Source organism: Streptomyces sp. M41(2017) (assembly GCF_002078175.1).
Lineage (GTDB): Bacteria > Actinomycetota > Actinomycetes > Streptomycetales > Streptomycetaceae > Streptomyces.
The window spans coordinates 860,697-882,574 of sequence record NZ_MWFK01000002.1 but is presented as its reverse complement, the minus strand read 5'-3'; the positions used below and the strand labels follow the sequence as shown (position 1 = coordinate 882,574).

At 71.0% G+C, this 21,878-nt stretch carries 16 protein-coding genes; 9 read left to right on the top strand and 7 right to left on the bottom strand.

Features of this window, described 5'->3' with window-relative positions; translation table 11 throughout:
• Positions 1 to 58: 58 nt before the first annotated feature.
• From B0675_RS29480 to B0675_RS29470, 3 genes are all read left to right on the top strand, one after another.
• Positions 59 to 907 carry an ATP-binding cassette domain-containing protein gene (locus tag B0675_RS29480; RefSeq protein ID WP_241540105.1) on the top strand — a complete coding sequence of 283 codons (849 nt, stop codon included), beginning with the start codon at positions 59 to 61 and terminating at the stop codon, positions 905 to 907.
• Positions 867 to 1,727 carry an ABC transporter permease gene (locus tag B0675_RS29475; RefSeq protein ID WP_081222646.1) on the top strand — a complete coding sequence of 287 codons (861 nt, stop codon included), beginning with the start codon at positions 867 to 869 and terminating at the stop codon, positions 1,725 to 1,727. Before B0675_RS29480 ends, B0675_RS29475 begins: the two co-directional genes overlap by 41 nt.
• A 114-nt stretch (positions 1,728 to 1,841) precedes the next feature.
• Positions 1,842 to 3,470 (top strand): MFS transporter, encoded by a 1,629-nt coding sequence (locus B0675_RS29470; RefSeq protein WP_081222645.1) that lies wholly within the window; start codon positions 1,842 to 1,844, stop codon positions 3,468 to 3,470.
• Between the two features lie 114 nt (positions 3,471 to 3,584).
• Here B0675_RS29470 and B0675_RS29465 read toward each other — a convergent pair whose 3' ends face one another.
• Complete coding sequence (locus B0675_RS29465; RefSeq protein WP_081222644.1) at positions 3,585 to 6,317, bottom strand: SpoIIE family protein phosphatase/ATP-binding protein; 2,733 nt, start codon at positions 6,315 to 6,317, stop codon at positions 3,585 to 3,587.
• A 188-nt stretch (positions 6,318 to 6,505) separates the two neighbouring features.
• Here B0675_RS29465 and B0675_RS29460 point away from each other — a divergent pair, with 188 nt between their 5' ends.
• Positions 6,506 to 6,742, top strand: coding sequence for a DUF6296 family protein (locus B0675_RS29460; RefSeq protein WP_081222643.1), 237 nt, complete (start codon positions 6,506 to 6,508; stop codon positions 6,740 to 6,742).
• On the opposite strand, the gene B0675_RS29455 is transcribed toward B0675_RS29460, so the two are convergent.
• The 3 genes from B0675_RS29455 to B0675_RS29445 form a co-directional block, all read right to left on the bottom strand.
• Positions 6,714 to 7,256, bottom strand: a complete 543-nt coding sequence (locus B0675_RS29455) for a GNAT family N-acetyltransferase (protein WP_081222642.1) — start codon at positions 7,254 to 7,256, stop codon at positions 6,714 to 6,716. The two genes, B0675_RS29460 and B0675_RS29455, sit on opposite strands and share 29 nt — an antisense overlap.
• A 236-nt stretch (positions 7,257 to 7,492) precedes the next feature.
• A complete protein-coding gene (locus B0675_RS29450) occupies positions 7,493 to 8,224 on the bottom strand; it encodes an AAA family ATPase (RefSeq protein ID WP_081222641.1) in 732 nt (243 codons plus the stop codon).
• A 10-nt stretch (positions 8,225 to 8,234) separates the two neighbouring features.
• Positions 8,235 to 10,514: an MMPL family transporter gene (locus B0675_RS29445; protein ID WP_081222640.1), complete on the bottom strand. Its 2,280-nt coding sequence runs from the start codon at positions 10,512 to 10,514 to the stop codon at positions 8,235 to 8,237.
• A 345-nt stretch (positions 10,515 to 10,859) separates the two neighbouring features.
• Here B0675_RS29445 and B0675_RS29440 point away from each other — a divergent pair, with 345 nt between their 5' ends.
• Positions 10,860 to 13,253, top strand: a complete 2,394-nt coding sequence (locus tag B0675_RS29440) for a M4 family metallopeptidase (RefSeq protein WP_179165466.1) — start codon at positions 10,860 to 10,862, stop codon at positions 13,251 to 13,253.
• Between the two features lie 87 nt (positions 13,254 to 13,340).
• Here the strand turns inward: B0675_RS29440 and B0675_RS29435 are convergent, their stop codons facing one another.
• Positions 13,341 to 13,961, bottom strand: coding sequence for an L-threonylcarbamoyladenylate synthase (locus B0675_RS29435; protein ID WP_081222638.1), 621 nt, complete (start codon positions 13,959 to 13,961; stop codon positions 13,341 to 13,343).
• 135 nt (positions 13,962 to 14,096) lie between these two features.
• Between B0675_RS29435 and B0675_RS29430 the strand changes: the two genes are divergently transcribed.
• Together B0675_RS29430 and B0675_RS29425 are read left to right on the top strand one after the other, a co-directional pair.
• Positions 14,097 to 15,170, top strand: a complete 1,074-nt coding sequence (locus B0675_RS29430) for a dihydrodipicolinate reductase (RefSeq protein ID WP_081222637.1) — start codon at positions 14,097 to 14,099, stop codon at positions 15,168 to 15,170.
• A gap of 11 nt (positions 15,171 to 15,181) precedes the next feature.
• A complete protein-coding gene (locus B0675_RS29425) occupies positions 15,182 to 15,661 on the top strand; it encodes a carboxymuconolactone decarboxylase family protein (protein ID WP_081223957.1) in 480 nt (159 codons plus the stop codon).
• Between the two features lie 88 nt (positions 15,662 to 15,749).
• On the opposite strand, the gene B0675_RS29420 is transcribed toward B0675_RS29425, so the two are convergent.
• Entirely contained in the window at positions 15,750 to 17,393 is a 1,644-nt protein-coding gene (locus tag B0675_RS29420) for a GMC oxidoreductase (RefSeq protein WP_081222636.1), read from the bottom strand.
• A gap of 251 nt (positions 17,394 to 17,644) precedes the next feature.
• Between B0675_RS29420 and kstD the strand changes: the two genes are divergently transcribed.
• On the top strand, positions 17,645 to 19,453 hold the full coding sequence (gene kstD, locus B0675_RS29415; protein ID WP_081222635.1) for a 3-oxosteroid 1-dehydrogenase: 1,809 nt from the start codon (positions 17,645 to 17,647) through the stop codon (positions 19,451 to 19,453).
• 109 nt (positions 19,454 to 19,562) lie between these two features.
• Here kstD and B0675_RS29410 read toward each other — a convergent pair whose 3' ends face one another.
• Positions 19,563 to 20,669: a PP2C family protein-serine/threonine phosphatase gene (locus B0675_RS29410; RefSeq protein WP_081222634.1), complete on the bottom strand. Its 1,107-nt coding sequence runs from the start codon at positions 20,667 to 20,669 to the stop codon at positions 19,563 to 19,565.
• 374 nt (positions 20,670 to 21,043) lie between these two features.
• On the opposite strand from B0675_RS29410, the gene B0675_RS29405 reads away from it, so the two are divergent.
• Positions 21,044 to 21,781 (top strand): anti-sigma factor, encoded by a 738-nt coding sequence (locus B0675_RS29405; protein WP_081222633.1) that lies wholly within the window; start codon positions 21,044 to 21,046, stop codon positions 21,779 to 21,781.
• Positions 21,782 to 21,878 lie beyond the last annotated feature (97 nt).

Here is a 21,878-nt window from a genome sequence, read left to right as displayed (position 1 = left end):
GGCGGCCGCCGGGCAGGAGGCACCCGCCGAGGCCGCCGGTACGGCGCATACGCCCGGGGTGGCCGGCGGGACGGCCGCCGCGCCGAGCGCCGTGTCGTGCTCCGGGCTCGTCTACGCCTTCGGCGAGACCACCGCGGTCGACGGCCTCGATCTCGACGTGCGCGACGGCGAGGTGTTCGGCCTGCTCGGACCCAACGGCGCGGGCAAGACGACCGCCATCCGCTGCATCACCACCCTCCTGCCCGTCCCGGCCGGCAGGGTCCGCGTCTTCGGGCACGACGCCACGCGGGAACAGATGTCCGTACGCCGCCTGTTGGGCTACGTCCCGCAGCAGCTGTCCGCCGACTCCGGGCTCACCGGCAGGGAGAACGTCGAACTGTTCGCCCGTGTCTTCGACGTCTCCCGCCGTGAGCGCGCCGCCCGGGTCGAGCAGGCGCTCACCGCGGTCGACCTGACCGATGCCGCCGACCGGCTCGCCAAGACGTACTCCGGAGGCATGGTCCGCCGGCTGGAGCTGGCCCAGGCGCTGGTCAGCGCACCCCGGCTGCTGATCCTCGACGAGCCGACCATCGGCCTCGACCCGATCGCCCGCACCAGCGTGTGGGAGCACATCAACGCGGTGCGCGCCGCCACCGGCATGACCGTCCTCGTGACGACCCACTACATGGATGAGGCCGACCAGTACTGCGACCGGGTCGCGCTGATGCACCGCGGACGCGTCCGCGCCCTCGGCACCCCGGAGCAGCTCAGGAAGGGCCTCGGCGAACGCCGCGGAACCACCGGGGACGGCGAACTGCCCACGCTGGAGGACGTGTTCCGGGACATCGCCGGCAGTGGACTCGACGACCATTCAGGAGAATTCAGGGATGTCCGAAGCACCCGCCGCACCGCTTCCCGCGTCGGCTGAAGCAACCCCGCTCACGAACCTCGACCTGCTCGTGGTCCCGCCCCGCGCCCGTACGGGCTGGCGGGTGCTGCCCGCCCGGGTCGCCGCGATGTGCGCGGTCGAACTCCAGAAGCTCCGGCACGACCGGACCGAGCTGTACACGCGGGCGATCCAGCCCGCCCTGTGGCTGCTCATCTTCGGGGAGACCTTCACCCGCATCCACGCCATCCCCACCGGCGGGATCCCCTACCTCGACTACCTCGCGCCCGGGATCATCGCCCAGTCCGCGATGTTCATCGCCATCTTCTACGGCATCATGATCATTTGGGAGCGGGACGCCGGGATCCTCACCAAGCTCCTCGTCACGCCCACGCCCCGCTCCGCGCTCATCACCGGCAAGGCGTTCGCCGCCGGGGTGAAGGCGCTCATCCAGGCCGTGGTGGTCGTGGTGATCGCCGCGCTGCTCGGCGTGGCCATGACCTGGAACCCGCTGCGGCTGCTCGGGGTGGCGGTGGCCGTCATCCTCGGCTCGGCCTTCTTCTCGTGCCTCTCGATGACGATCGCCGGCATCGTTCTCACCCGCGACCGGCTGATGGGCATCGGCCAGGCCATCACGATGCCGCTGTTCTTCGGCTCCAACGCGCTCTACCCGGTGGCGGTCATGCCGGGCTGGCTCCAGGTCGTCAGCAAGGTCAACCCGCTCAGCTATCAGGTCGACGCGCTGCGCGGGCTGCTGCTCGGCACCCACGCGCACCTGGCCCTCGACTACGGCGTCCTCGTCCTGGCCGCGGCCCTCGGCATCCTGTCCGCCTCCTCCCTGCTGGGACGACTGGCCAGGTGAGACGGGGTCTCCGGGCGGAGACGAAGATCGATTGGTGAGGTCGGGCGGTCGGGCATAACGTCGGTTGGGTGACCATGCACGTTCGTCGCCGACCCTAGATGCGGGGCCCTCTCCATGACGGCCGATCACGTGACATCCTCCGAGTCCGCCGACTCTCCGCAGCGGGGCAGAGGAAGCGGCATCGCCCTTCTCGTCATCGCCTCGTGCCAGTTGATGGTGGTCCTCGACATCACCATCGTGAACATCGCGCTGCCGCACATCCAGACGGCCCTCGGGTTCTCCACCGAGAACCTGTCGTGGGTCATCAACGCGTACACGCTGACCTTCGGCGGGCTGCTGCTGCTCGGCGGGCGGTCCGGGGACATCCTCGGACGCCGCCGGATGTTCATGGTCGGCGTCCTGCTCTTCGTGTTCGCGTCCCTGCTCGGCGGACTCTCCCAGGACTCCTGGCAGTTGCTCGCCGCACGGTCGCTCCAGGGCGTCGGAGGAGCCATCGCCTCGCCGACCGCGCTGTCCCTCATCACCACGACCTTCCGCGAAGGGCCCGAACGCAACCGGGCGTTCGGGGTGTTCGCCGCCGTGTCCGCGGGCGGCAGCGCGATCGGACTGCTCGCGGGCGGCATCCTCGTCGAATGGCTCGACTGGAGATGGGTCTTCTTCGTCAACATCCCCATCGGCCTGCTGATCGTGCTCGCCACCCCCCGCTTCATCAGGGAATCCGAGCGCCACCCGGGCCACTTCGACCTCCTCGGCGCCCTCACGTCGACGCTGGGCATGGTGCTGCTGGTCTACGGCTTCATCCGGGCCTCGGAGGAGGGCTGGAGCGACTCCATCACGCTCGGCGCCTTCGGTGCGGCCGTGGTGTTCCTGATCGCGTTCATCGCCGTCGAACGCCGGTCGAGACAGCCCATCACGCCGCTGTGGATGTTCCGCGACCGCAACAGAGCGGGCGTCTACGCGATGATGCTGAGCCTGTCCGCGGCCATCTTCGGGATGTTCTTCTTCCTGACCCTCTTCGTGCAGAACATCCTCGGGTTCAGCCCGCTCAAGGCCGGCTTCGCCTTCCTGCCGGTGAGCGTGGTCATCGCGATCGGCGCGGGCTTCGCCTCGAACCTGCTGCCCCGCTGGGGACCCAAACCCTTCATGGCCGTGGGCGCGATCCTGGCCGCCGCGGGCCTCGGCTGGCTGACGCTCACCGACGTCAACAGCACCTATCTCGGCAGCATCCTCGGCCCGACCATCGTCTTCGGCTTCGGCATGGGCCTCCAGTTCGTGTCGCTGACGCTGATGGCGGTGTCCGGCGTGGCACCGAAGGACGCGGGCGCCGCCTCCGGCATCCTCAACGCCACCCAGCAGGTGGGCGGCTCCCTCGGCCTGTCGGTGCTGGTCACCGTCTTCGGCACGGCGAGCCGCAACGAGGCCACGGACCAGGTCAAGAAGTTCCTGTCGACCGCGAACCCGGCGCAGCGGCTGGAGTTCCGCAGAACGGGACAGCTCCCGAAGCCGTTCAGCGACCAGGTGCTGACCTCCGGCATCTCGGGTTCCTTCGTCGCCGCGGCCGCCTTCGCCGTCTTCGCGGCCCTCGTCGCCCTGATCGTCATCCAGGTGCGCCCCTCCGACCTGGAGCGCCTCCAGGGCGGCGCGGCCTCGCTCGTACCGGCCGAGGGCTCCGGCGCCGGCGAGGGCGTGAGCGGTACGGCGCACACACGGGACTCCGGTGAGGGACCGGGGCCACCCGGCTGAGGCGCAGCGGTTCCCGGCCGGGCCCGGTCATCCGGGCCCGGCCCTTTCGCGCGCCGCTCCGGTGGCATCCGGCCGGCTCACCGGCCGTCCTCGTAGCCGCCCCGACGGCCGCCGTCAGGGCAGGGGCTGCTCCGCCCAGATCACCTTGCCCTCGGGGGTGTAGCGGGTGCCCCAGCGGTCGGCCATCTGGGAGACCAGGAACAGGCCGCGCCCGCCCTCGTCCGTCGAGGCCGCGTACCGCAGATGCGGTGAGGTGCTGCTGCCGTCGAGGACCTCGCAGATCAGGGTGCGGTCGTAGAGCACCCTGACCCCGATGTGACCGCTGCCGTAGCGGATGGCGTTGGTCACCAGCTCGCTCAGGATCAGCTCCGTGGTGAAGGCCATCTCGTCCAGTCCCCACTCCGTCAGGCGCCGGGTGACCGCGGCACGCACCTCACCGACGGCGGCGGGCTCGGCCGGCACGTTCCACTCGGCGATCCGGTCGGGACCCAGCGCGTGCGTACGGGCGACGATCACGGCGATGTCATCGCTCGGACGGGCCGGCAGCATGGCCTCCAGCACGGCCTGACAGGTGTCCTCCGGGGATCGGTCGGCGCCGGTCAGCGCGGTGCGCAGCATTTCGAGACCGACGTCGATGTCCCGCCCCCGGTCCTCGACCAGGCCGTCCGTGTAGAGCACGAGCCGGCTGCCCTCCGCCAGCTCCAGCTCCGCCGTCTCGAAGGGCAGTCCGCCGAGACCCAGGGGCGGCCCCGCGGGCACGTCGGCGAACTCCACGCTGCCGTCGGGACGGACCACCGCGGGCGGGGGATGCCCGGCCCGGGCGAACGTGCAGCGGCGGGTCGTGGGGTCGTAGACGGCATAGAGGCACGTGGCTCCGGTGACCGCGGCCGTACCGCCCTCGGGCAGCTCGTCCTGGTCGATGCGGCCGACCAGCTCGTCCAGGAGGCCCAGCAGCTCGTCGGGCGGCAGGTCGAGCGAGGAGAAGTTGTGGACCGCCGTGCGCAGTCGCCCCATCGTCGCCGCGGCGAGCAGTCCGTGCCCCACGACGTCCCCGACGACCAGGGCGACCCGCGCGCCGGGCAGGGGCAGCACGTCGAACCAGTCACCGCCGACGCCCGCCTGCGCGGGCAGGTAGCGGTAGGCGAGGTCGAGGGCGCTCTGCTCCGGCAGGCTGCGCGGCAGGAGACTCCGCTGGAGCGTCACGGCCATCGTGTGCTCGCGGGTGTAGCGCCGTGCGTTGTCGATGGACACCGCGGCGCGGGCCACGAGTTCCTCGGCGAGGGTGACGTCCTCGGCGTCGAAGGGCTCCGGCTTCTCGGAGCGCCAGAAGTTCACCACGCCCATGACCATCGGCCCCACCCGCAGCGGGACGGTGATCAGGGAGTGGATCCCGTACTCCAGGATCTGCGCCGTGCGCGGGCGGTCCTGGTCCAGCCACCCGGGGGCACCTCCGAGGGCGGGCTCCACGACGGCCTCGCCGGTGCGCAGGCTGTGGGCCTGCGGAGAGGAGGGGATGAACCCGATGTGCTCGCCGACCGGGTACAGCGGCGCGTCCTTGCGGATGCCGCCGGAGGCCGTGCGGCGCAGACCGGTGCCCGTGTCCGGGTCCTGTCCGCTCAGCACCGCGTCGGCCAGGTCCACGGTGACGAAGTCCGCGAACCGCGGAACGGCGACCTCCGCCAGTTCCTCGGCCGTGCGCGTGACGTCCAGGCCGGTCCCGATGCCGACTCCCGCGTCGTAGAGGAGTTTGAGGCGTTCGCGGGCCGTCTCGGCGCGGCCGGAGAGCGCGCGCAGTTCGGTCGAGTCGCGCAGCGTGGCGACGCTGCCCGCCGGGCCGCCCCGCAGATCCGTCGGCCGCTGGTTGATGGCCAGCAGACGGTCGCCGACCAGGTGCACCTCGTCCGTCGCGACGCGTCCGGAGGCGAGCAGTTCGGCGGTGTCCGCGTCGAGGCCGAGTTCTTCGACACACCGGGCCTCGGCGTCCGGGGGCAGGTCGAGCAGGCGGTTCGCCTCGTCGTTGGCGAGCAGCAGCTGCCCCTCGCCGCCGACGATGATCACCCCCTCCCGTACGGAGTGCAGCACCGCGTCGTGGTGTTCGTACATCCGGGTCATCTCGTACGGGCCGAGGCCATGGGTCTGGCGCAGCAGCCGCCGGGTCACGAGCGCCGTGCTCGCGGTGGCCAGCGCGAGCGCCACCCCGGCCGCGCCCAGCACGAGGGGCAGCTGGCGGTCGGCGGCGCCGCCGACGTTCGCCGTGGTGATGCCCGCCGACACCATGCCGACGACCTTGCCGTCGGGTGCCTTGATGGGGACGGTGGCCTGGACGAGCGGTCCGATGGTCCCGTTGACCTGTTCGGTGATGGAGTGCCCGGCGAGGACGGGGGCGGTCGTCCCGACGAACTTCTTCCCGATCCGGTCCGGCTTGGGGTGGGTGTAGCGGATCGCGTCGGTGTTCAGGACGACGATGAAGTCGACCTTCGACGCCTTGCGGGCCGCCTCGGCGCTGGGCTGCAGCAGCGCGGTCGGGTTCGGGGCGCTGAGCGCCGCGCGGGTGCCCGGCGCGTTGGCGAAGGTCTCGGCCACGGCGAGTGACCGCCCGCGGGCCTCCTGGGTGCTGTCGTGCCGCACCTGGAGCACGAGGGCGACCACCGCGGCGACGACCAGGAGCAGCACGATGACCACTTGCAGCACGAAGACCTGTCCGGCGACACTGCGCCCGCCGAGTGCGGAGCGGAGCCCGCTGGACGGGCCGCGTCGGTGCTTGCCTTCGTGTGACCCACGCTGTCGGTGCGCTGTGCTGTGGCGGCGGGTCGACTGAGCCCGGGTTCGACCCAATAGTCCGACCATGTGCTATGTCTACACTGCCCGGCGGCCGGTGGCGAGGGGCGTCACCGACAGTAAGCGCCCGGCGTTCCGGCCGGACGGGCGTCCTGGAGTCCGGTCGGCGGGAGCGGCGCTGCTCTCGTGGACATCTGGCGGCATCATGGACACGTACCCCTTTTGTCTATTTTGCCGCTTCGGCGCGGGAGGCCTGCATGAAGACCGTGGACCGCTACCGGCTGACCTTCACCCATCCCGGACCGGACGCGCGCATGGTCACGGACGAGGTGATCGTCGAACGGACGGAGACCAAGGGTCCTGGCGGCCATCCCGTGTACAGCGATCCCACCGGCATCCTGCGCGCCGAGATCAGCCCGGCGGGCGAGGTGCGCATGCTGGCCAGCGGTGCGTACCAGACACCGATCAACCCGGCCGCCGAACCGATGGCCTGATCCCGTCCTCCCCGGGGGCCGCGTGGCCCGCCGACGGGAGTGCGAGCGTGAAGCGGAGTGCCGGACGGCCGTTGAGGACGAGGTCACCGGCGGGCAGGAAGCCCGTGCGGGCCAGCACGGCCCGGGAGGCCGCGTTGTCGACGGTTGCGGCGGCCCGCAGCGTGCGCAGTCCGTACGCGGTCGCGGCCAGGCGGCAGACCTCCCGCACCGCGGCCGTGGCGAGTCCGCGCCCGGCCGCCCGTCCGGCGATCCGGTAGCCGAGGTCCGCCGAGCCCTCCGCCACGTCGACCAGGTTCACACGGCCCAGCACCGCGCCCGTGTCGTCCACCACGAGGTGGAAGAAGCACAGGCCGGCCGCCTGCTCGGCCAGCCGCTCACGGTGAAGGGCGTCGAAGCCGGTGAAGAAGGCGTCGCCGCGGTCGGGGATCGACGCGGCGAAGTAGGCGCGGTTCTCCCGCTCGAACGCGAGCAGTGCGGCGGCGTGGTCCGGGCGGAGCAGTTCGAGGTGCGGCACCGGACCATGCTAGGGATCCGTCCGGTACGCGGCACCAGGGTTTTCCGCGCCCGCCGCCCGCCGCCCGCCGCCCGCGCCCGCCGCCTGCCGCCCACGCCCGCGTCTGCCGCCCGCGCCCGCCGCCTGTTGCCCGCGCCTGCCGCCCATGCCCGCGCCTGCCGTCTGCCGCCCGCGCCCGCCGCCCGCGCCCCGCGTTCCCCGTGGACGGCCCGGCCGGCGGTGGGACGGGGACGCCGTCAGGGTTCGACGATGTGCCGCAGATAGGCCTGTGGGTCGGCCAGATAGTGGCGCCAGTGGTTCACGAGGTCCAGTTCCGCCCAGGCGACCCCGCGCATGCCGTGGTCGCCGACCTCGACGATGTCCGCGCCCGGCAGCGCCGTCAGGAGAGGGGAGTGGGTGGCGCAGACGACCTGGCCGCCCTCCTTCGCCAGCCGGTCGATGTGCCCGACGAGTTCGAGGCACGAGGAGAAGGAGAGCGCGGCCTCCGGCTCGTCCAGGACGTAGAGCCCCGCCTGCGTGAACTTCCCCCGGAACGCGGCGAGGAAGCCCTCTCCGTGGCTGACCGACTCGGGCGCGAGTCCTTCCCTGCCGAGCGCGTCCAGCGCGGTCTCGGCTCTCAGGAAGAAGCCCTTGCGGGCCGCCCAGCTCGTGGCCATGCGCCGGCCTCGGGGCGCCGCGTCGAACCGGATGCGCTCGCCGAGCGCCGACTTCTCGCGGGCGGAGGCGTAGCGCCAGTCGTGCGAACCGCCGTAGGAGTCGAGGCCGAACCCCTCCGCGAGCGCCTCGACCAGCGTCGACTTCCCGGACCCGTTCTCCCCGACCAGGAAGGTCACCGGCGCCGTGAACCGCAGGCCCTCGTCGAGCAGTTGCCGGACACACGGCACCGACCAGGGCCAGACGGTCCGATCGGCGCCGTCCTGCGGGCCGGGGCCGGCCGGGAGATGGGCGTACGCGCGCTCGACGATCACGCGACCGGTGTCACCCGCCGGCCGGCGGACGTGGGGGATCCGCGGCGCGCGGGGCGGGTTCGCCCTCGGTGTCGATGTGCGGCAGGATCCGGTCGAGCCACCGGGGCGTCCACCAGGCGTGGGCGCCCAGCAGGGTCATCACGGCCGGAACGAGCAGCAGCCGTACGACGGTCGCGTCGATCAGCACGCTCACGGCGAGCCCGAGTCCGAGCATCTTGACGACGATGTTGTCGCTCAGGATGAAGGCGGCGAAGACGCTGACCATGATGAGGGCGGCGCAGGTGATCACCCGTGCGGTGATCTCCAGGGCGTGCGCGACGCTCGCCTTGGCGTCCCCGGTGCGCAGCCAGGCCTCGTGGACCCGCGACAGCAGGAAGATCTCGTAGTCCATGCTGAGCCCGAAGATGATCGCGAACATCATCATCGGCACGTAGCTCTCGATGGGCACCTTGCCCGCCACCCCGAGCGACGGCCCGCCCCAGCCCCACTGGAAGACGGCGACGACGACACCGTAGGAGGCGGCGATGGACAGGACGTTGAGCACCGCCGCCTTGAGCGCGACGAGCAGTCCGCGGAAGACGATCAGGATGATGATGAAGGCGAGGGCGACGACCACGGCGATGATCAGCGGCAGTCTGCTCGCGACGATGTCACGGAAGTCGACCTGGGCCGCCGTGGTCCCGGTGACATAGCCCTTGGCGACGGTGCCGGACACGGCCTGCGGCAGGGTGTCGTCGACCAGATGGTTCGTCAGGTCGGTGGTCACCTGGTCCTGCGGGGACTGTTTGGAGAAGACGGTGCCCACCAGCACGTCGCCGTCCTGGGTGGCGGTGAGCGGGGTGACGGTGGCCGCGCCGGGCACGTCGGTGAGGGCCTTCTTCGCGTTCGACGCCAGCGCCGAACGCTGGTCGGACGGCACGTCGGTCTGGTCGATGACCACGGTCAGCGGACCGTTGGAGCCGGGTCCGAAGGCGTTCGACATGATGTCGTACGCCCGCCGGTCGGTGAAGGACGTCGGGTCCGCGCCGTCCCCGATGTGCCCGAGCTGGATGGAGAACAGCGGAATGGCCAGCACCACGACCGTGATCACACCGCCGGTGAGGAACCACCAGGGGCGTCGCTCCACCCGCTGGGCGTAGCGGTGCCAGGTGCCGTGAGCGGCCTGCCCGGGCTCGGCGTCCGTCTCCGCGACGGGCCTGCGCAGGTGGTAGCGGTCGATGTGCCGGCCGATGAGGCCGAGCAGCGCCGGGACGACGGTGAGCGCGCCGGCCACGGCGGAGACGACCGTGACGGCGGCCGCGAGGCCCAGCTTGCTGATGAAGGAGACGCCGGAGACGGACAGGCCGGCCAGGGCGATGATGACGGTGCACCCCGAGACGAGGACCGCCCGGCCGCTGGTCGCGGTCGCCCGTCCCGCCGCGTGCACGGGATCGGTGCCGTCGATGAGGTTCTGCCGGTGACGCGTGATCAGGAACAGGGCGTAGTCGATGCCGACGCCGAGTCCGATCATGGTGGCGAGGGTCGGTGACACGGTCGCGAAGGTGAACGCGGCGGCCAGCAGGCCCAGACAGGCCAGGCCGCCGACCACGCTGATCAGCGCGGTCACCAGCGGCAGGCCGGCGGCGATCACGCTGCCGAAGCCGACGAGCAGGACGACGATCGCCACCGCGAAGCCGATCGCCTCGCTGATCCGGTCGTTGGCCGCGGGGCGGGCCAGCTCACCGAGCGGACCGCCGTACTCGACGTCGACGCCCGCCGACCGCAGCGGCTTCACGGCGCTGTCGACGCCGTGGAGGTAGTCGTCGCCGAGCGTCGAGGGCTGCACGTCGAAGCGGACGGTGATGTACGCCGTCTTCCCGTCGTCGGACAGCGGTCCGACGTTCGGCTGCTGGGACTGTCCCGACGACTGCGAGCCCGGCGGCGGCAGCGGGTTCTGCGCCGCCAGCACGTGCGGCAGCTTCTGCAGATCGCCGACCGTCTGGTTCATCTGGGAACTGAGGGACGTCAGCGGCTTCTGCGTGTCCCGCAGGACGACCTGGCTGCTGTAACCGCCGGCTGCCGGGTCGTGCTCCTTGAGGACGTCCACGCCCTTCGTGGACTGCACTCCGGGGAGGGTGAAGTTGTCCGAGTACTCTCCGCCGAACGAGCGGTTCAGCACCTGCAGCACGGCCAGGACGACCAGCCAGGCCACGATCACGATCACGAAGTGGCGGGCACACCATTCGCCCAGCCGCCGTAGCATTCCGGGCCTGTCCTGCCCGCCCCCTGAAGTGGCCTGTGTCGCCGCCATGCGTTGCTCCCGGGGGAAGAGGACCCTCCGACGCACTCATTAAACGACGGGACGATCATCGCGGCCCGGCGAGACGCGGGGCGTGAGGACGCCGGTGACGTGCGGCTGCCCGGCGGCCGACAGGGTGTTCCCTCGCCGCGGCGTAGGGATAACCCTCGATCGGCGGCGAGGCAATGTCATGCATCGGTCAACAGTGCAATCCTTCCCCCACCTGTACGGCAGGTCGCGTCCGACCTGCCCACGGTCGCGTTCCCGCACGCCCCTGCTCAGCTCGTCCCGGACAGCACACCCGTCTGCCCGGTCTGTCACCGGCCGCCGACCGCGGCCGAAGCAGTAGGAGTACGAGTGAGACGTATCCCCCGTCAGGCGACCGCGGCCGGAGCCCTGGTGGCCACCGCCGCTTTCCTGGCCGTCGGCATACAGACGGTCCCGGCAGCCGCCGACCCCGCCCCCCACACCACCCCCCTGCGCACCGGGGGGCTGGAAGCGAAGCTCTCCCCGGCCCAGCACACCGCCCTGCTGACGAAGGCGTCGCAGCGGACGACGGACACCGCCGGTCTCCTCGGCCTCGGCCCGAAGGAGAAACTGGTCGTCAAGGACGTCGTCAAGGACAACGACGGCACCCTGCACACCCGTTACGAGCGCACCTACGCCGGACTCCCGGTGCTGGGCGGCGACGTGGTCGTCCACACCCCGCCCGCCTCCTGGGCCACCGGAACGGTCGGCACCACCTTCAACAACAAGCACACCATCAAGGTCGCCACCACCACCGCGTCCTTCACCAGGACCGCCGCGGGCGCCCAGGCACTGAAGGCCGCCAAGGCGCTCAAGGCGCAGAAGCCCGCGGCCGACAGCGCCCGCAAGGTGATCTGGGCCGGCACCGGCACCCCGCGCCTCGCCTGGGAGACCGTGGTCAGCGGTCTCCAGGACGACGGCACGCCGAGCAAGCTGCACGTCGTCACGGACGCGACCACCGGCAAGGAACTCAGCCGGTACGAAGGCGTCCAGACCGGCACCGGCAACACCCAGTACAGCGGCACCGTGACGCTGAACACCACGCTGTCCGGCTCGACCTACCAGCTGACCGACAACACGCGTGGCGGCCACAAGACGTACAGCCTGAACAACGCCACCTCCGGGACCGGCACCCTGATGACGGACGCCGACGACACCTGGGGAACCGGCGCCGGCTCCAACACCCAGACCGCCGGCGCCGACGCGGCCTACGGAGCCCAGATGACCTGGGACTTCTACAAGAACACCTTCGGGCGCAGCGGCATCAAGAACAACGGCGTCGCGGCCTACTCCCGCGTCCACTACAGCTCGGCGTACGTCAACGCCTTCTGGGACGACAGCTGCTTCTGCATGACGTACGGCGACGGCTCGGGCAACACGCACCCGCTGACCTCGCTGGACGTGGCGGGTCACGAGATGAGCCACGGTGTCACCTCCAACACCGCGGGCCTCAACTACTCGGGTGAGTCCGGCGGCCTGAACGAGGCGACCTCCGACATCTTCGGAACCGGCGTCGAGTTCTACGCGGCGAACTCCTCCGACGTGGGCGACTACCTCATCGGCGAGAAGATCAACATCAACGGCGACGGCACGCCGCTGCGCTACATGGACAAGCCCAGCAAGGACGGCGGCTCGGCGGACAGCTGGTACTCCGGCGTCGGCAACCTGGACGTCCACTACTCCTCGGGCCCCGCGAACCACATGTTCTACCTGCTCTCCGAGGGCAGCGGCACCAAGGTCATCAACGGTGTCACCTACAACAGCCCGACCTCCGACGGTGTCGCCGTCGCCGGCATCGGGCGGGCCGCGGCCCTCCAGATCTGGTACAAGGCGCTGACGACGTACATGACGTCCAGCACCAACTACGCCAGTGCCCGCACCGCCGCGCTGAACGCCGCGACCGCGCTCTACGGTTCCGGCTCGGCGCAGTACGCCGGGGTGGCCAACGCGTTCGCCGGCATCAACGTGGGCAGCCACGTCACCCCGCCCACGAGCGGAGTGACCGTCACCAACCCGGGCAGCCAGTCGGCCACCGTCGGCACCGCGGTGAGCCTGCAGATCGCGGCGAGCAGCACCAACAGCGGCTCTCTCACCTACGCGGCGTCCGGTCTGCCGGCCGGTCTGTCGATCAACGGCTCGACGGGCGCCGTCACCGGCACGCCGACGACCGCGGGGACGTACAGCACCACCGTGACCGTCACGGACAGCACCGGTGCCACCGGCACCGCGACGTTCACCTGGACGGTGAGTTCGTCGGGCGGCGGAGGCACCTGCACCGCCAAGCAGTTGCTCGGCAACCCCGGCTTCGAGTCCGGCAACACCACCTGGACCGCCAGCAGCGGTGTCATCACGACCGACACCGGTGAGGCCGCGCACGGCGGTTCCTACAAGGCCTGGCTGGACGGCTACGGCTCGACCCACACCGACACGCTGTCCCAGTCGGTGGCCGTTCCGAGCGGCTGCAAGGCCACGCTGACGTTCTACCTGCACATCGACACGGCCGAGACGACCACCAGCACCGCGTACGACAAGCTCACCGTCACGGCCGGCTCCACCACGCTGGCGACCTACTCGAACCTCAACAAGGCCACCGGCTACGTCCAGAAGACCTTCGACCTGTCCTCCTTCGCCGGCTCCACCGTCGCGCTGAAGTTCAGCGGCGTCGAGGACTCCTCGCTCCAGACCAGCTTCGTCGTGGACGACACCGCCCTGACGACCAGCTGACCGGCATCACCGGCACCGCCTGAAGGACGGCGACCGCGCCGTGGGTCCTCCGCGAGGACGGCCCACGGCGCGGCTGCGTTTCTCCGCCTACGCGAACCGTGACGGGTCGCCCGCCCCCAGCCGTACGATCTCGGGCTCCCCGGAGGAGAAGTCGACGACGGTCGTCGGCTCCGTACCGCAGTCGCCGGAGTCGATCACGGCGTCCACCACGTGATCGAGCCGGTCCTTGATCTCCCAGCCCTGGGTGAGCGGCTTGTCCTCCTCCGGCAGGAGCAGCGTGCTCGACAGCAGCGGCTCACCGAGCTCGGCGAGGATCGCCTGCGCGACGACGTGGTCGGGGATGCGCACGCCGACCGTCTTCTTCTTCGGGTGCAGCAGTCGGCGCGGGGCCTCCTTCGTCGCGGGCAGGATGAACGTGTAGCTGCCGGGCGTCGCCGCCTTGACCGTCCGGAAGACCGCGTTGTCGATCCGTACGAAGTGCCCGAGCTGCGCGAAGTCCTCGCACATCAGCGTGAAGTGGTGCCGCTCGTCGAGCTGGCGGATCGAACGGATGCGGTCGATGCCGTCCTTGTTGCCGAGCGCGCAGCCGAGCGCGAAGCACGAGTCCGTCGGGTAGACGATCAGTCCACCGCTGCGGACGATCTCCACCGCCTGGCTGATGATGCGGCGCTGCGGGTTGTCCGGGTGCACGTCGAGGTACTTGGCCATGCACCCGAGCTTAGGTCCTGTCGCCCGGACCGGTCCGGGCCCGCTCGGCTGCCAGGGCGACGCTCGTCCGGGGCCGGAATCTTTTCCCCGGTCACGGCTATGGGAACCTCGCGGTCGGCTCGCTACCCTCCGCGCATGATTTCCACGGTGGTCTGGGGTACCGGCAATGTCGGCCGCGCGGCCATCCGCGCCGTCGAAGCCCACCCGAAGCTGAAACTCGCGGCCGTGCTCGTCCACGATCCCGGGAAGGTCGGCCGCGACGCGGGCGACCTCGCCGGGCTCGACCACGGCCTCGGCGTCGCCGCGACCGACGACATCGACGCCGTCCTGACCCAGGGCCCGGGAGCCGTGGTCTACGCGGCCTCCGGCGACATACGGCCCGACGAGGCGCTCGCCGACATCGCCCGGGCGATCCGGGCCGGCGCGGTCGTCGTCACCCCCGCTCTCTATCCGCTCTACGACCAGCGCAACGCGCCGCCGGAGTTCCGGGAGCCGATGCTCGCCGCCATCGCGGACGGCGGCGGCTCCCTGTTCGTCTCCGGTGTCGACCCCGGCTGGGGCAACGACGTGCTGCCCCTGCTGATCAGCGGCCTCGGCACGACGATCGACGCCATCCGCTGCCAGGAGATCTTCGACTACTCCACCTACGAACAGGAGGAGTCCGTCCGCCACCTGGTCGGCATGGGACAGCCGATGGACTACGAGCCGCTGATGCTCGCACCGTCGATCCCGACGATGGTGTGGGGCGGCCAGATCCGGTTGATGGCGCGTGCCCTCGGCGTCGAACTCGACGACATCCGCGAGACGTTGGAACGGCGTCCGCTCGCGACGACGGTGACCACCCGCACGATGGGGGAGTTCGCGGCCGGCACGCAGGGCGCCGTGCGCTTCGAGGTGCAGGGGATCGTCGACGGCGAGCCCCTCATCGTCATCGAGCACGTCACCCGCATCCACGCGTCGTGCGCGCCGGACTGGCCGACGCCGCCCGACGGCGACGGAGCCCACCGCGTGATCATCGAGGGCCACCCGCGGATCGAGGTCACCGTCGAGGCGACCGACGAGGGCGAGAACCGTTCCGCGGGCGGGAACGCCACCGCCGTCGGCCGGCTCGTCGGCGCCGTCGACTGGCTCGTGGACGCGGAGCCCGGCCTCTACGACGCACTCGACGTCCCGCTGCGACCGGCAGTCGGCCGACTCGGAAGGAAGTGACGACCATGACCATGCACATCGACATCCCCGAGGGTCAGGAGCCGATCGGGTACGTGTGGGGGGACATGGTCCCCGGTATCGGTATGGCGGCGGCGAACTTCTCGCTGTCGGTGTACGCCCACACGACGCTGGGGCTGCGCGAGTTCGAGGCGGCGCGGCTGCGCGTCGCGCAGATCAACGGCTGCATGTTCTGCCTCGACTGGCGCACCGAGCGGGACGGCCTGAAGGTCGAGGAGGAGTTCGCGGACGCCGTGACCGGGTGGCGTACCACCGACGCGTTCGACGAGCGGACCAGGCTGGCCGCCGAGTACGCCGAGCGGTACGCCCTGGACCACCACGGTCTGGACGACGAGTTCTGGGGCCGGATGACCGCCTGCTACAGCCAGCGGGAGATCGTGGAGCTGAGCATGAGCATCGGCTCGTGGCTGGCGTTCGGCCGGCTCAACCACGTGCTGGGCCTCGACAGCGTGTGCGTGCTGCCGACGCACTGATGCGGCCGACGCACGGAGGAGACCCGGGCCGCTCGGGCGGCCCGGACCGTCCCGGGCGGATGTCGGCCGGTCCCAGGGCGCGGAGGCCCTAGAGGTCGGTGGCGATGATCTTCTCGATGTTGCGTTCGGCGAGCGCGGTGATGGTGACGAACGGGTTGACGCTGGTGTTGCCCGGGATGAGCGCGCCGTCGATCACGTACAGGCCCGCATAGCCCTGGAGGCGGCCGTAGTTGTCGGTCGCCTTGTTGAGGACGGCACCACCGAGCGGGTGGTACGTGAGGTGGTCGCCCCAGATCTTGTGCGTGCCGAAGAGGTCGGTCCGGTAGATCGTCCCCTCCTTCTTGTTGATCTTGTCGAAGATGGACTTCGCCATGTCGATGGCGGGCTGCTTCCAGGCGGTCTGCCAGTTCAGGTCGACGTTGCCCGTGGCCGCGTTCCAGCTGAACCGGGCGCGGTTGGGGTTCTTGGTGATGGACAGGTAGAACGACGCGAAGGTCTCGATGCCGGTGGGCAGGGGCGCGACCTCGGCGAACGCGCCGCCCGCGGCCCAGTTGTCGATGCCGCCGCAGGGGATGCTCGACTGGAGTGAACCGGTGGGGTCCCAGATGTGGTTGGCCCGGCCGCACATGACGTTGCCGTTGTCGCCCCAGCCCTGCCCGACCTCGCCGTTGAGGGAGGGCAGCGCCCCGGTCGCCTTCAGCTTGACCAGGAGCTTGCTGGTGCCGACGCTTCCGGCGGCGAAGAACACCCGGTCCGCGGTGACCGTCTTGGAGGCCGTCGCGTCGCCGTTGGTGTTGAGCTCGTCGATCAGGACGGTGTAACCGCCGCCCGCCGCGGGGGAGACCGAAGTGACCTTGTGCAGCGGGGAGATGGTGACCCTTCCGGTCGCCCTGGCCTGGGCGAGGTAGGTCTTCTGCAGAGATTTCTTGCCGTAGTTGTTGCCGTAGAGGATCTCCGCCGCGAGCGCCGACTTGGGCGCGGTGCCGGCGGCCTCCTGCTTCATGTAGTCCCAGTCGTACACGTCGGGAACGAACACGAACGGGAAGCCCGAACGCTGGGCCTGCTTACGGCCGACCCGGGCGTACTGGTAGCAGTCGGTCGTGTCGAACCACGCCGGATCCACCAGTCCCACACCGAGGTTCGAGTTGGCGCGGGGGTAGTACGTCGAGTACATCTCGTCGGCGTTCACGGACGGCAGGATGGCGCCGAAGTTCTCCCGCTTGGGGGTGACCGCCATACCGCCGTTGACCAGCGAGCCGCCGCCCACCCCGCGGCCCTGGTACACGATGATCTGCCCCATCTCCTCGGCGTCCAGGATCCCCGTGTAGCGGGGGATGGACCGGTCGATGGGGAAGCCGAGGAAGTTGCTCAGCGGCTGTTTGGTCTTGGTGCGCAGCCAGTACGAACGGTAGTCCGGGCTGGTCGTGTTGGCGAAGATCTTGCCGTCCGAGCCGGGGGTGTCCCAGGCCATGCCCATCTCGACCATCTGCACGTCGACGCCCGCCTGGGCGAGCCTCAGGGCCGCGACCGAGCCGCCGTATCCGGTGCCGATCACCAGGACGGGGACGTGTGCTCCGGAGGGGATGGAGGCGGTGGCCGTGACGGTCGGAGCCGGGGCCGCGACGGCGCGTCCGGCGAGGCTCACCGCTCCAAGAATAGAACCTGTTCCAGCAATGAATCGTCGACGCGATACACCTCTGGAATCCTTGCTGGGCTGGTTGATGTCACTCATGTGACGCTCCTCACTCTGGGATGAGTGGGAACACGTTCTACTGTTACTGGCTTGTTAAGTCACTACATACCGGTTGGTAACTTGTGTCCGATCTTGGGTGGTCCGCCGGGGCCCCGTCCGTTCGCTCTTGACTTCACAAGACCCTTGCGCGAAATTCCTGACGCTGCATCAGAACCGGTACGGCGGGGGCTTGTCGGCCTCCGGAGCACGCAACGCCCCCACCTTCCCCCGCCCTGCTGGAGCGACCTGCCATGTCCTCGCACACCGACCCCGCCAGACCTGCCGCCCCCGCCCCCGTGCCCCGTCCGTCACGGCGCCGGGTGCTCGGCACGGCCACGGGAACCGGACTCGCGCTCGCCACCGGACTCGCCACGGCCACCGGCGCCACGGCGGCCGACCTGCCCGTCCTCGGCACGTACGACGTCGTCGTGATCGGCTCGGGAGCGGCCGGCATGACCGCCGCGCTGACCGTCGCGAAGCAAGGCCTGAGCTGCGTCGTCGTGGAGAAGGCGGCCACCTTCGGAGGCTCGGCCGCCCGCTCGGGCGCGGGGATCTGGATCCCCAACAACGAGGTGATCCTCGCCGCCGGGGTCCCCGACACCCCGGCCAAGGCCGCCGCCTACCTCGCGGCCGTCGTCGGACCGGACGTCTCCGCCGACCGGCAGGCGGCCTTCCTCGGCCAGGGGCCCGCCATGATCTCGTTCGTCATGGCCAACAGCCCGCTGCGCTTCCGCTGGATGGAGGGGTACAGCGACTACTACCCCGAGCTGCCGGGCGGCCTTCCGAACGGCCGCTCCATGGAACCCGACCAGCTCGACGGGAACATCCTCGGCGCCGAACTCGCCCGGCTGAACCCGGCGTACATGGCCGTCCCGGCCGGCATGGTCGTCTTCAGCGCCGACTACAAGTGGCTCACCCTCGCCGCCGTGAGCGCGAAGGGCGCGGCCGTCGCCACGACGTGCCTCGCCCGAGGGACCAAGGCCGCGTTGCTCGGCCAGAAACCGCTCACGATGGGCCAGTCGCTGGCGGCCGGCCTGCGCGCCGGACTGCTCAGCGCCCAGGTTCCTGTGTGGCTGAACACCCCGCTGACCGACCTGTTCATCGAGAACGGTGCCGTCAGCGGCGCTGTCGTCAACCGGGACGGCGCGGCCGGTCTCGTACGGGCCAGGCGTGCCGTCGTCGTCGGTTCGGGCGGCTTCGAACACAACGCCGCGATGCGCGCCCAGTACCAGCGGCAGCCCATCGGGACCGACTGGACGGTGGGGGCCAAGGAGAACACCGGTGACGGCATCCAGGCGGGGCGGCGGGCCGGAGCCGCCCTCGACCTCATGGACGACGCGTGGTGGGGTCCGGCGATCCCGCTCCCCGGTGAGCCCTACTTCTGTCTCGCCGAACGCACCCTGCCCGGTGGCCTGTTGGTGAACGCCGCCGGAGCGCGCTTCGTCAACGAGGCCGGGCCCTACAGCGACGTCGTGCACACCATGTACGAACGGAACGCGAGCGCGCCGGACATCCCGGCCTGGCTGGTCGTCGACCAGAACTACCGCAACCGCTATCTGTTCAAGGACGTCGCGCCCACGTTCCCGTTCCCCGACTCCTGGTACACCTCCGGTGCCGCGTACAGGGAGTGGACCCTCGACGCGCTCGCCGGCCGGATCGGCGTCCCCGCCGGCGCCCTCCGCGCCACGGTCAACCGCTTCAACGGCCAGGCCCTGAACGGCAGGGACCCCGACTTCCACCGGGGCGACAGCGCCTACGACCACTACTACACCGACCCCGCCGTCCACCCCAGTTCCTGCCTCGCCCCGCTGTGGCTGCCCCCGTTCCACGCCTTCAGGATCGTCCCGGGCGACCTCGGCACCAAGGGCGGCCTGCGCACCGACGCCCGCGCCCGTGTCCTGCGCGCCGACGGCACACCGATCCCCGGCCTGTACGCGGCGGGCAACGCGAGCGCCGCCGTCATGGGCCACAGTTACGCGGGCGCGGGCTCCACGATCGGCCCGGCGATGACGTTCGGCTACATCGCCGCACGCGACATCGCGGCGAACGCGGCACGCTGAGCGGGAGCGGGAGCGGGAGCGGGAGCGGGAGCGGGAGTGGGGGAGGGGGAGGGGGAGGGGGAGGGGGCCGGGTGCGGTTCGGCCCGCCGGTACGAGGGCCGCCGTCCCGTCACGCCTCCTCGCCCGGCACCGGGGCCAGGACCAGCATCGTCACGTCGTCGCGGATCGAGGGGCAGTAGGCCGTGAGGTCCTTCCACACGCGCTCGGGGAGGGCGTCCGCGTGTTCGTCGGCGAAGGTCGCGAGGCGGTCCGGCAAGGGGTAGAAGGCGCCGGACCGATCGCGGCTCTCGCTGACACCGTCCGACGCCAGGAACAGCCGGTCGCCGGGCTCCAGCTCGACGGTGCGGCATTCGGGAGGGGAGAGCTCGAAGAAGCCCGTGCCGACGGGCGGCCCCGGCTCGCTGTCGAGTTCCAGGGCCTTCACGCCGCGCAGCAGCAGCGGACGCGGATGTCCGCAGGACACCATCCGCACCCTGTCCGCCGAGGGAGAGAACTCCAGCAGCAGCACGGTCGCGAACATCTCCGCGTGCTCGGACCCCGACGAGTCCACCACCAGCCTGCGGTCGAGCCGCGCCGCGGCCTCGACGAGGTCGCGCTGGTCGAGGACGGTCTCCCGGAACGCCCCGAGGAGCGACGCGACCGTCCCCACCGCGGACAGCCCGTGACCCTGCACGTCACCCATCACGGCCCGGACCCCGAAGGGGCCGTCGCGCACGTCGAAGAAGTCGCCGCCGACCAGGGTCTCCCGCTGCGCCGGCCGGTACAGCCCCACGCAGCGCACCGGTCCGACCCGGTCGGGCAGCGGCGGCAGCACGGCGAGCTGGGCGGCCTCCGCCACCGATCGCACGGTGACGAGGTGCTGTTCCCTGCGACTGCGGACGAGGGCCACGAGCACGCTGAGCAACGCGATGAAGACGATGGTCACGAGGTCGGTGTTGCCGGGACGGTTGAGCTGGATGGCGGGGATGTTCAGCAGGATCACCACGACCACGCCGAACACCGCCGTCCCCACCGGACCGTAGGACAGGACGGCGAGCGAGGGGATGGCGCCGAGGAGGAACCCGATGTCCAGCTCGTGACCGGTGGTGAGTTCGGCGACGCAGACGCCGACCAGCAACGCGATCGGAAGCACCCGTACCCAGCGCGGAGGGGGTGAGCCGCGCAGCCAGCTCCGGTCCGTAGCGTCCCGCTCACCGGGCGCGGCCTTCGGGGCCATGGCACTCCTCCTTACGCCACCACGCTCCTCCATTTGGGACGGCCGCGCATTCCGGTCGGCCGCACGGTCCGCTCGGGCGGTCCGGGTGGACACGTCCGCCGGGAGGACGCGCGAAGCCCCGCCACCACGGGGATGGGGGTGACGGGGCTCCACCACTCGGGTGCCCGGTGCGGGGCGCTTCACCCGGACGGTGAGGAATCGCACACCAATCCGCGGCCGTCCCAGCTGCGGATTACCGGCGATGGGCTGTGTGCCGGGAAAGGACTCCGAATGTCGCGTGGAATTCTCGCAGGTGCATTCCCGGCCGGAACGGAGCCCGATCGCCCCTCGTTCGCCGGGCGTCTCCGTTTCGCCGTCCTCTCCCGGACGTCGTCATGAGAAACGACCCGCATCTGCTGATGGGGGCCTACGCGCTCGACGCCCTGGACCCCGCCGAACGAACCGAGTTCGAGCGGCACCTGGGCTCCTGCCCGGTCTGCACGACCGAGGCGGAGGAGCTCCGGGAGACCGCGGCCCGTCTCGCCGCGGCCGCGACGGTGCGCCCGCGGGGGCAGTTCAGACAGGACGTGCTGACGCGTGTCGAAGGGACACGACAGGTCCCGGGCCCTGTGCTGCGGACGAGGATCCCGGCCCTCACCGGCCCCTCGCGCCGCGCCGCGCGATGGGCCCTCGCTGCCTGTGTCGCCGCCGCCCTGGCGTTCGGCGGCGGGAGCGTCCTGCAGAACCGGCGGGCCGGTACCGAACAGGCCCGGGCCGAACACCGACTGGCCCTCGTCACCGCCCTGTTGGCCGCCCCGGACGCGCAGACCCGGTCCCTGCCGCTGACCGGTGGGGCGACCGCCCGCGTGGTCGTCTCGCACCAGGTGGACCGGGCCCTGCTCACCGCCGACACGGTCCCCTCACCGGGGCGGGGACGCGTGTACGAACTCTGGTTCGACGACGCCGGGGTGATGCGGCCCGCCGGCCTCGTCCACGCCTCCCGCGACCCCGTCGCCGTGGTCCTCGACGGAGACATCGGCGCGGCCTCGGGACTGGGCGTCACCGTCGAACCCGCCGGGGGTTCCCGCCACCCCACCTCGACGCCCGTGACGCTGGTGGGCTTTCGCGCGTGAGAGGCCGGACCGGGTCGATGCGGCCATCCGGACGCAGGGGCACTCTCGCCGACGGGGCCGAGGGGAAATGGTCGTACGAGGTGAATTTCCCGTCCGG

Excerpts from the sequence above, each read along its gene's own strand:
- B0675_RS29475 (WP_081222646.1), top strand. The coding sequence starts at position 867 with ATGTCCGAAGCACCCGCCGCACCGCTTCCCGCGTCGGCTGAAGCAACC.
- B0675_RS29470 (WP_081222645.1), top strand. The coding sequence starts at position 1,842 with ATGACGGCCGATCACGTGACATCCTCCGAGTCCGCCGACTCTCCGCAG.
- B0675_RS29465 (WP_081222644.1), bottom strand. The coding sequence starts at position 6,317 with ATGGTCGGACTATTGGGTCGAACCCGGGCTCAGTCGACCCGCCGCCAC.
- B0675_RS29460 (WP_081222643.1), top strand. The coding sequence starts at position 6,506 with ATGAAGACCGTGGACCGCTACCGGCTGACCTTCACCCATCCCGGACCG.
- B0675_RS29445 (WP_081222640.1), bottom strand. The coding sequence starts at position 10,514 with ATGGCGGCGACACAGGCCACTTCAGGGGGCGGGCAGGACAGGCCCGGA.
- B0675_RS29435 (WP_081222638.1), bottom strand. The coding sequence starts at position 13,961 with ATGGCCAAGTACCTCGACGTGCACCCGGACAACCCGCAGCGCCGCATC.
- B0675_RS29430 (WP_081222637.1), top strand. The coding sequence starts at position 14,097 with ATGATTTCCACGGTGGTCTGGGGTACCGGCAATGTCGGCCGCGCGGCC.
- B0675_RS29425 (WP_081223957.1), top strand. The coding sequence starts at position 15,182 with ATGCACATCGACATCCCCGAGGGTCAGGAGCCGATCGGGTACGTGTGG.
- B0675_RS29420 (WP_081222636.1), bottom strand. The coding sequence starts at position 17,393 with ATGAGTGACATCAACCAGCCCAGCAAGGATTCCAGAGGTGTATCGCGT.
- kstD (WP_081222635.1), top strand. The coding sequence starts at position 17,645 with ATGTCCTCGCACACCGACCCCGCCAGACCTGCCGCCCCCGCCCCCGTG.
- B0675_RS29410 (WP_081222634.1), bottom strand. The coding sequence starts at position 20,669 with ATGGCCCCGAAGGCCGCGCCCGGTGAGCGGGACGCTACGGACCGGAGC.
- B0675_RS29405 (WP_081222633.1), top strand. The coding sequence starts at position 21,044 with ATGAGAAACGACCCGCATCTGCTGATGGGGGCCTACGCGCTCGACGCC.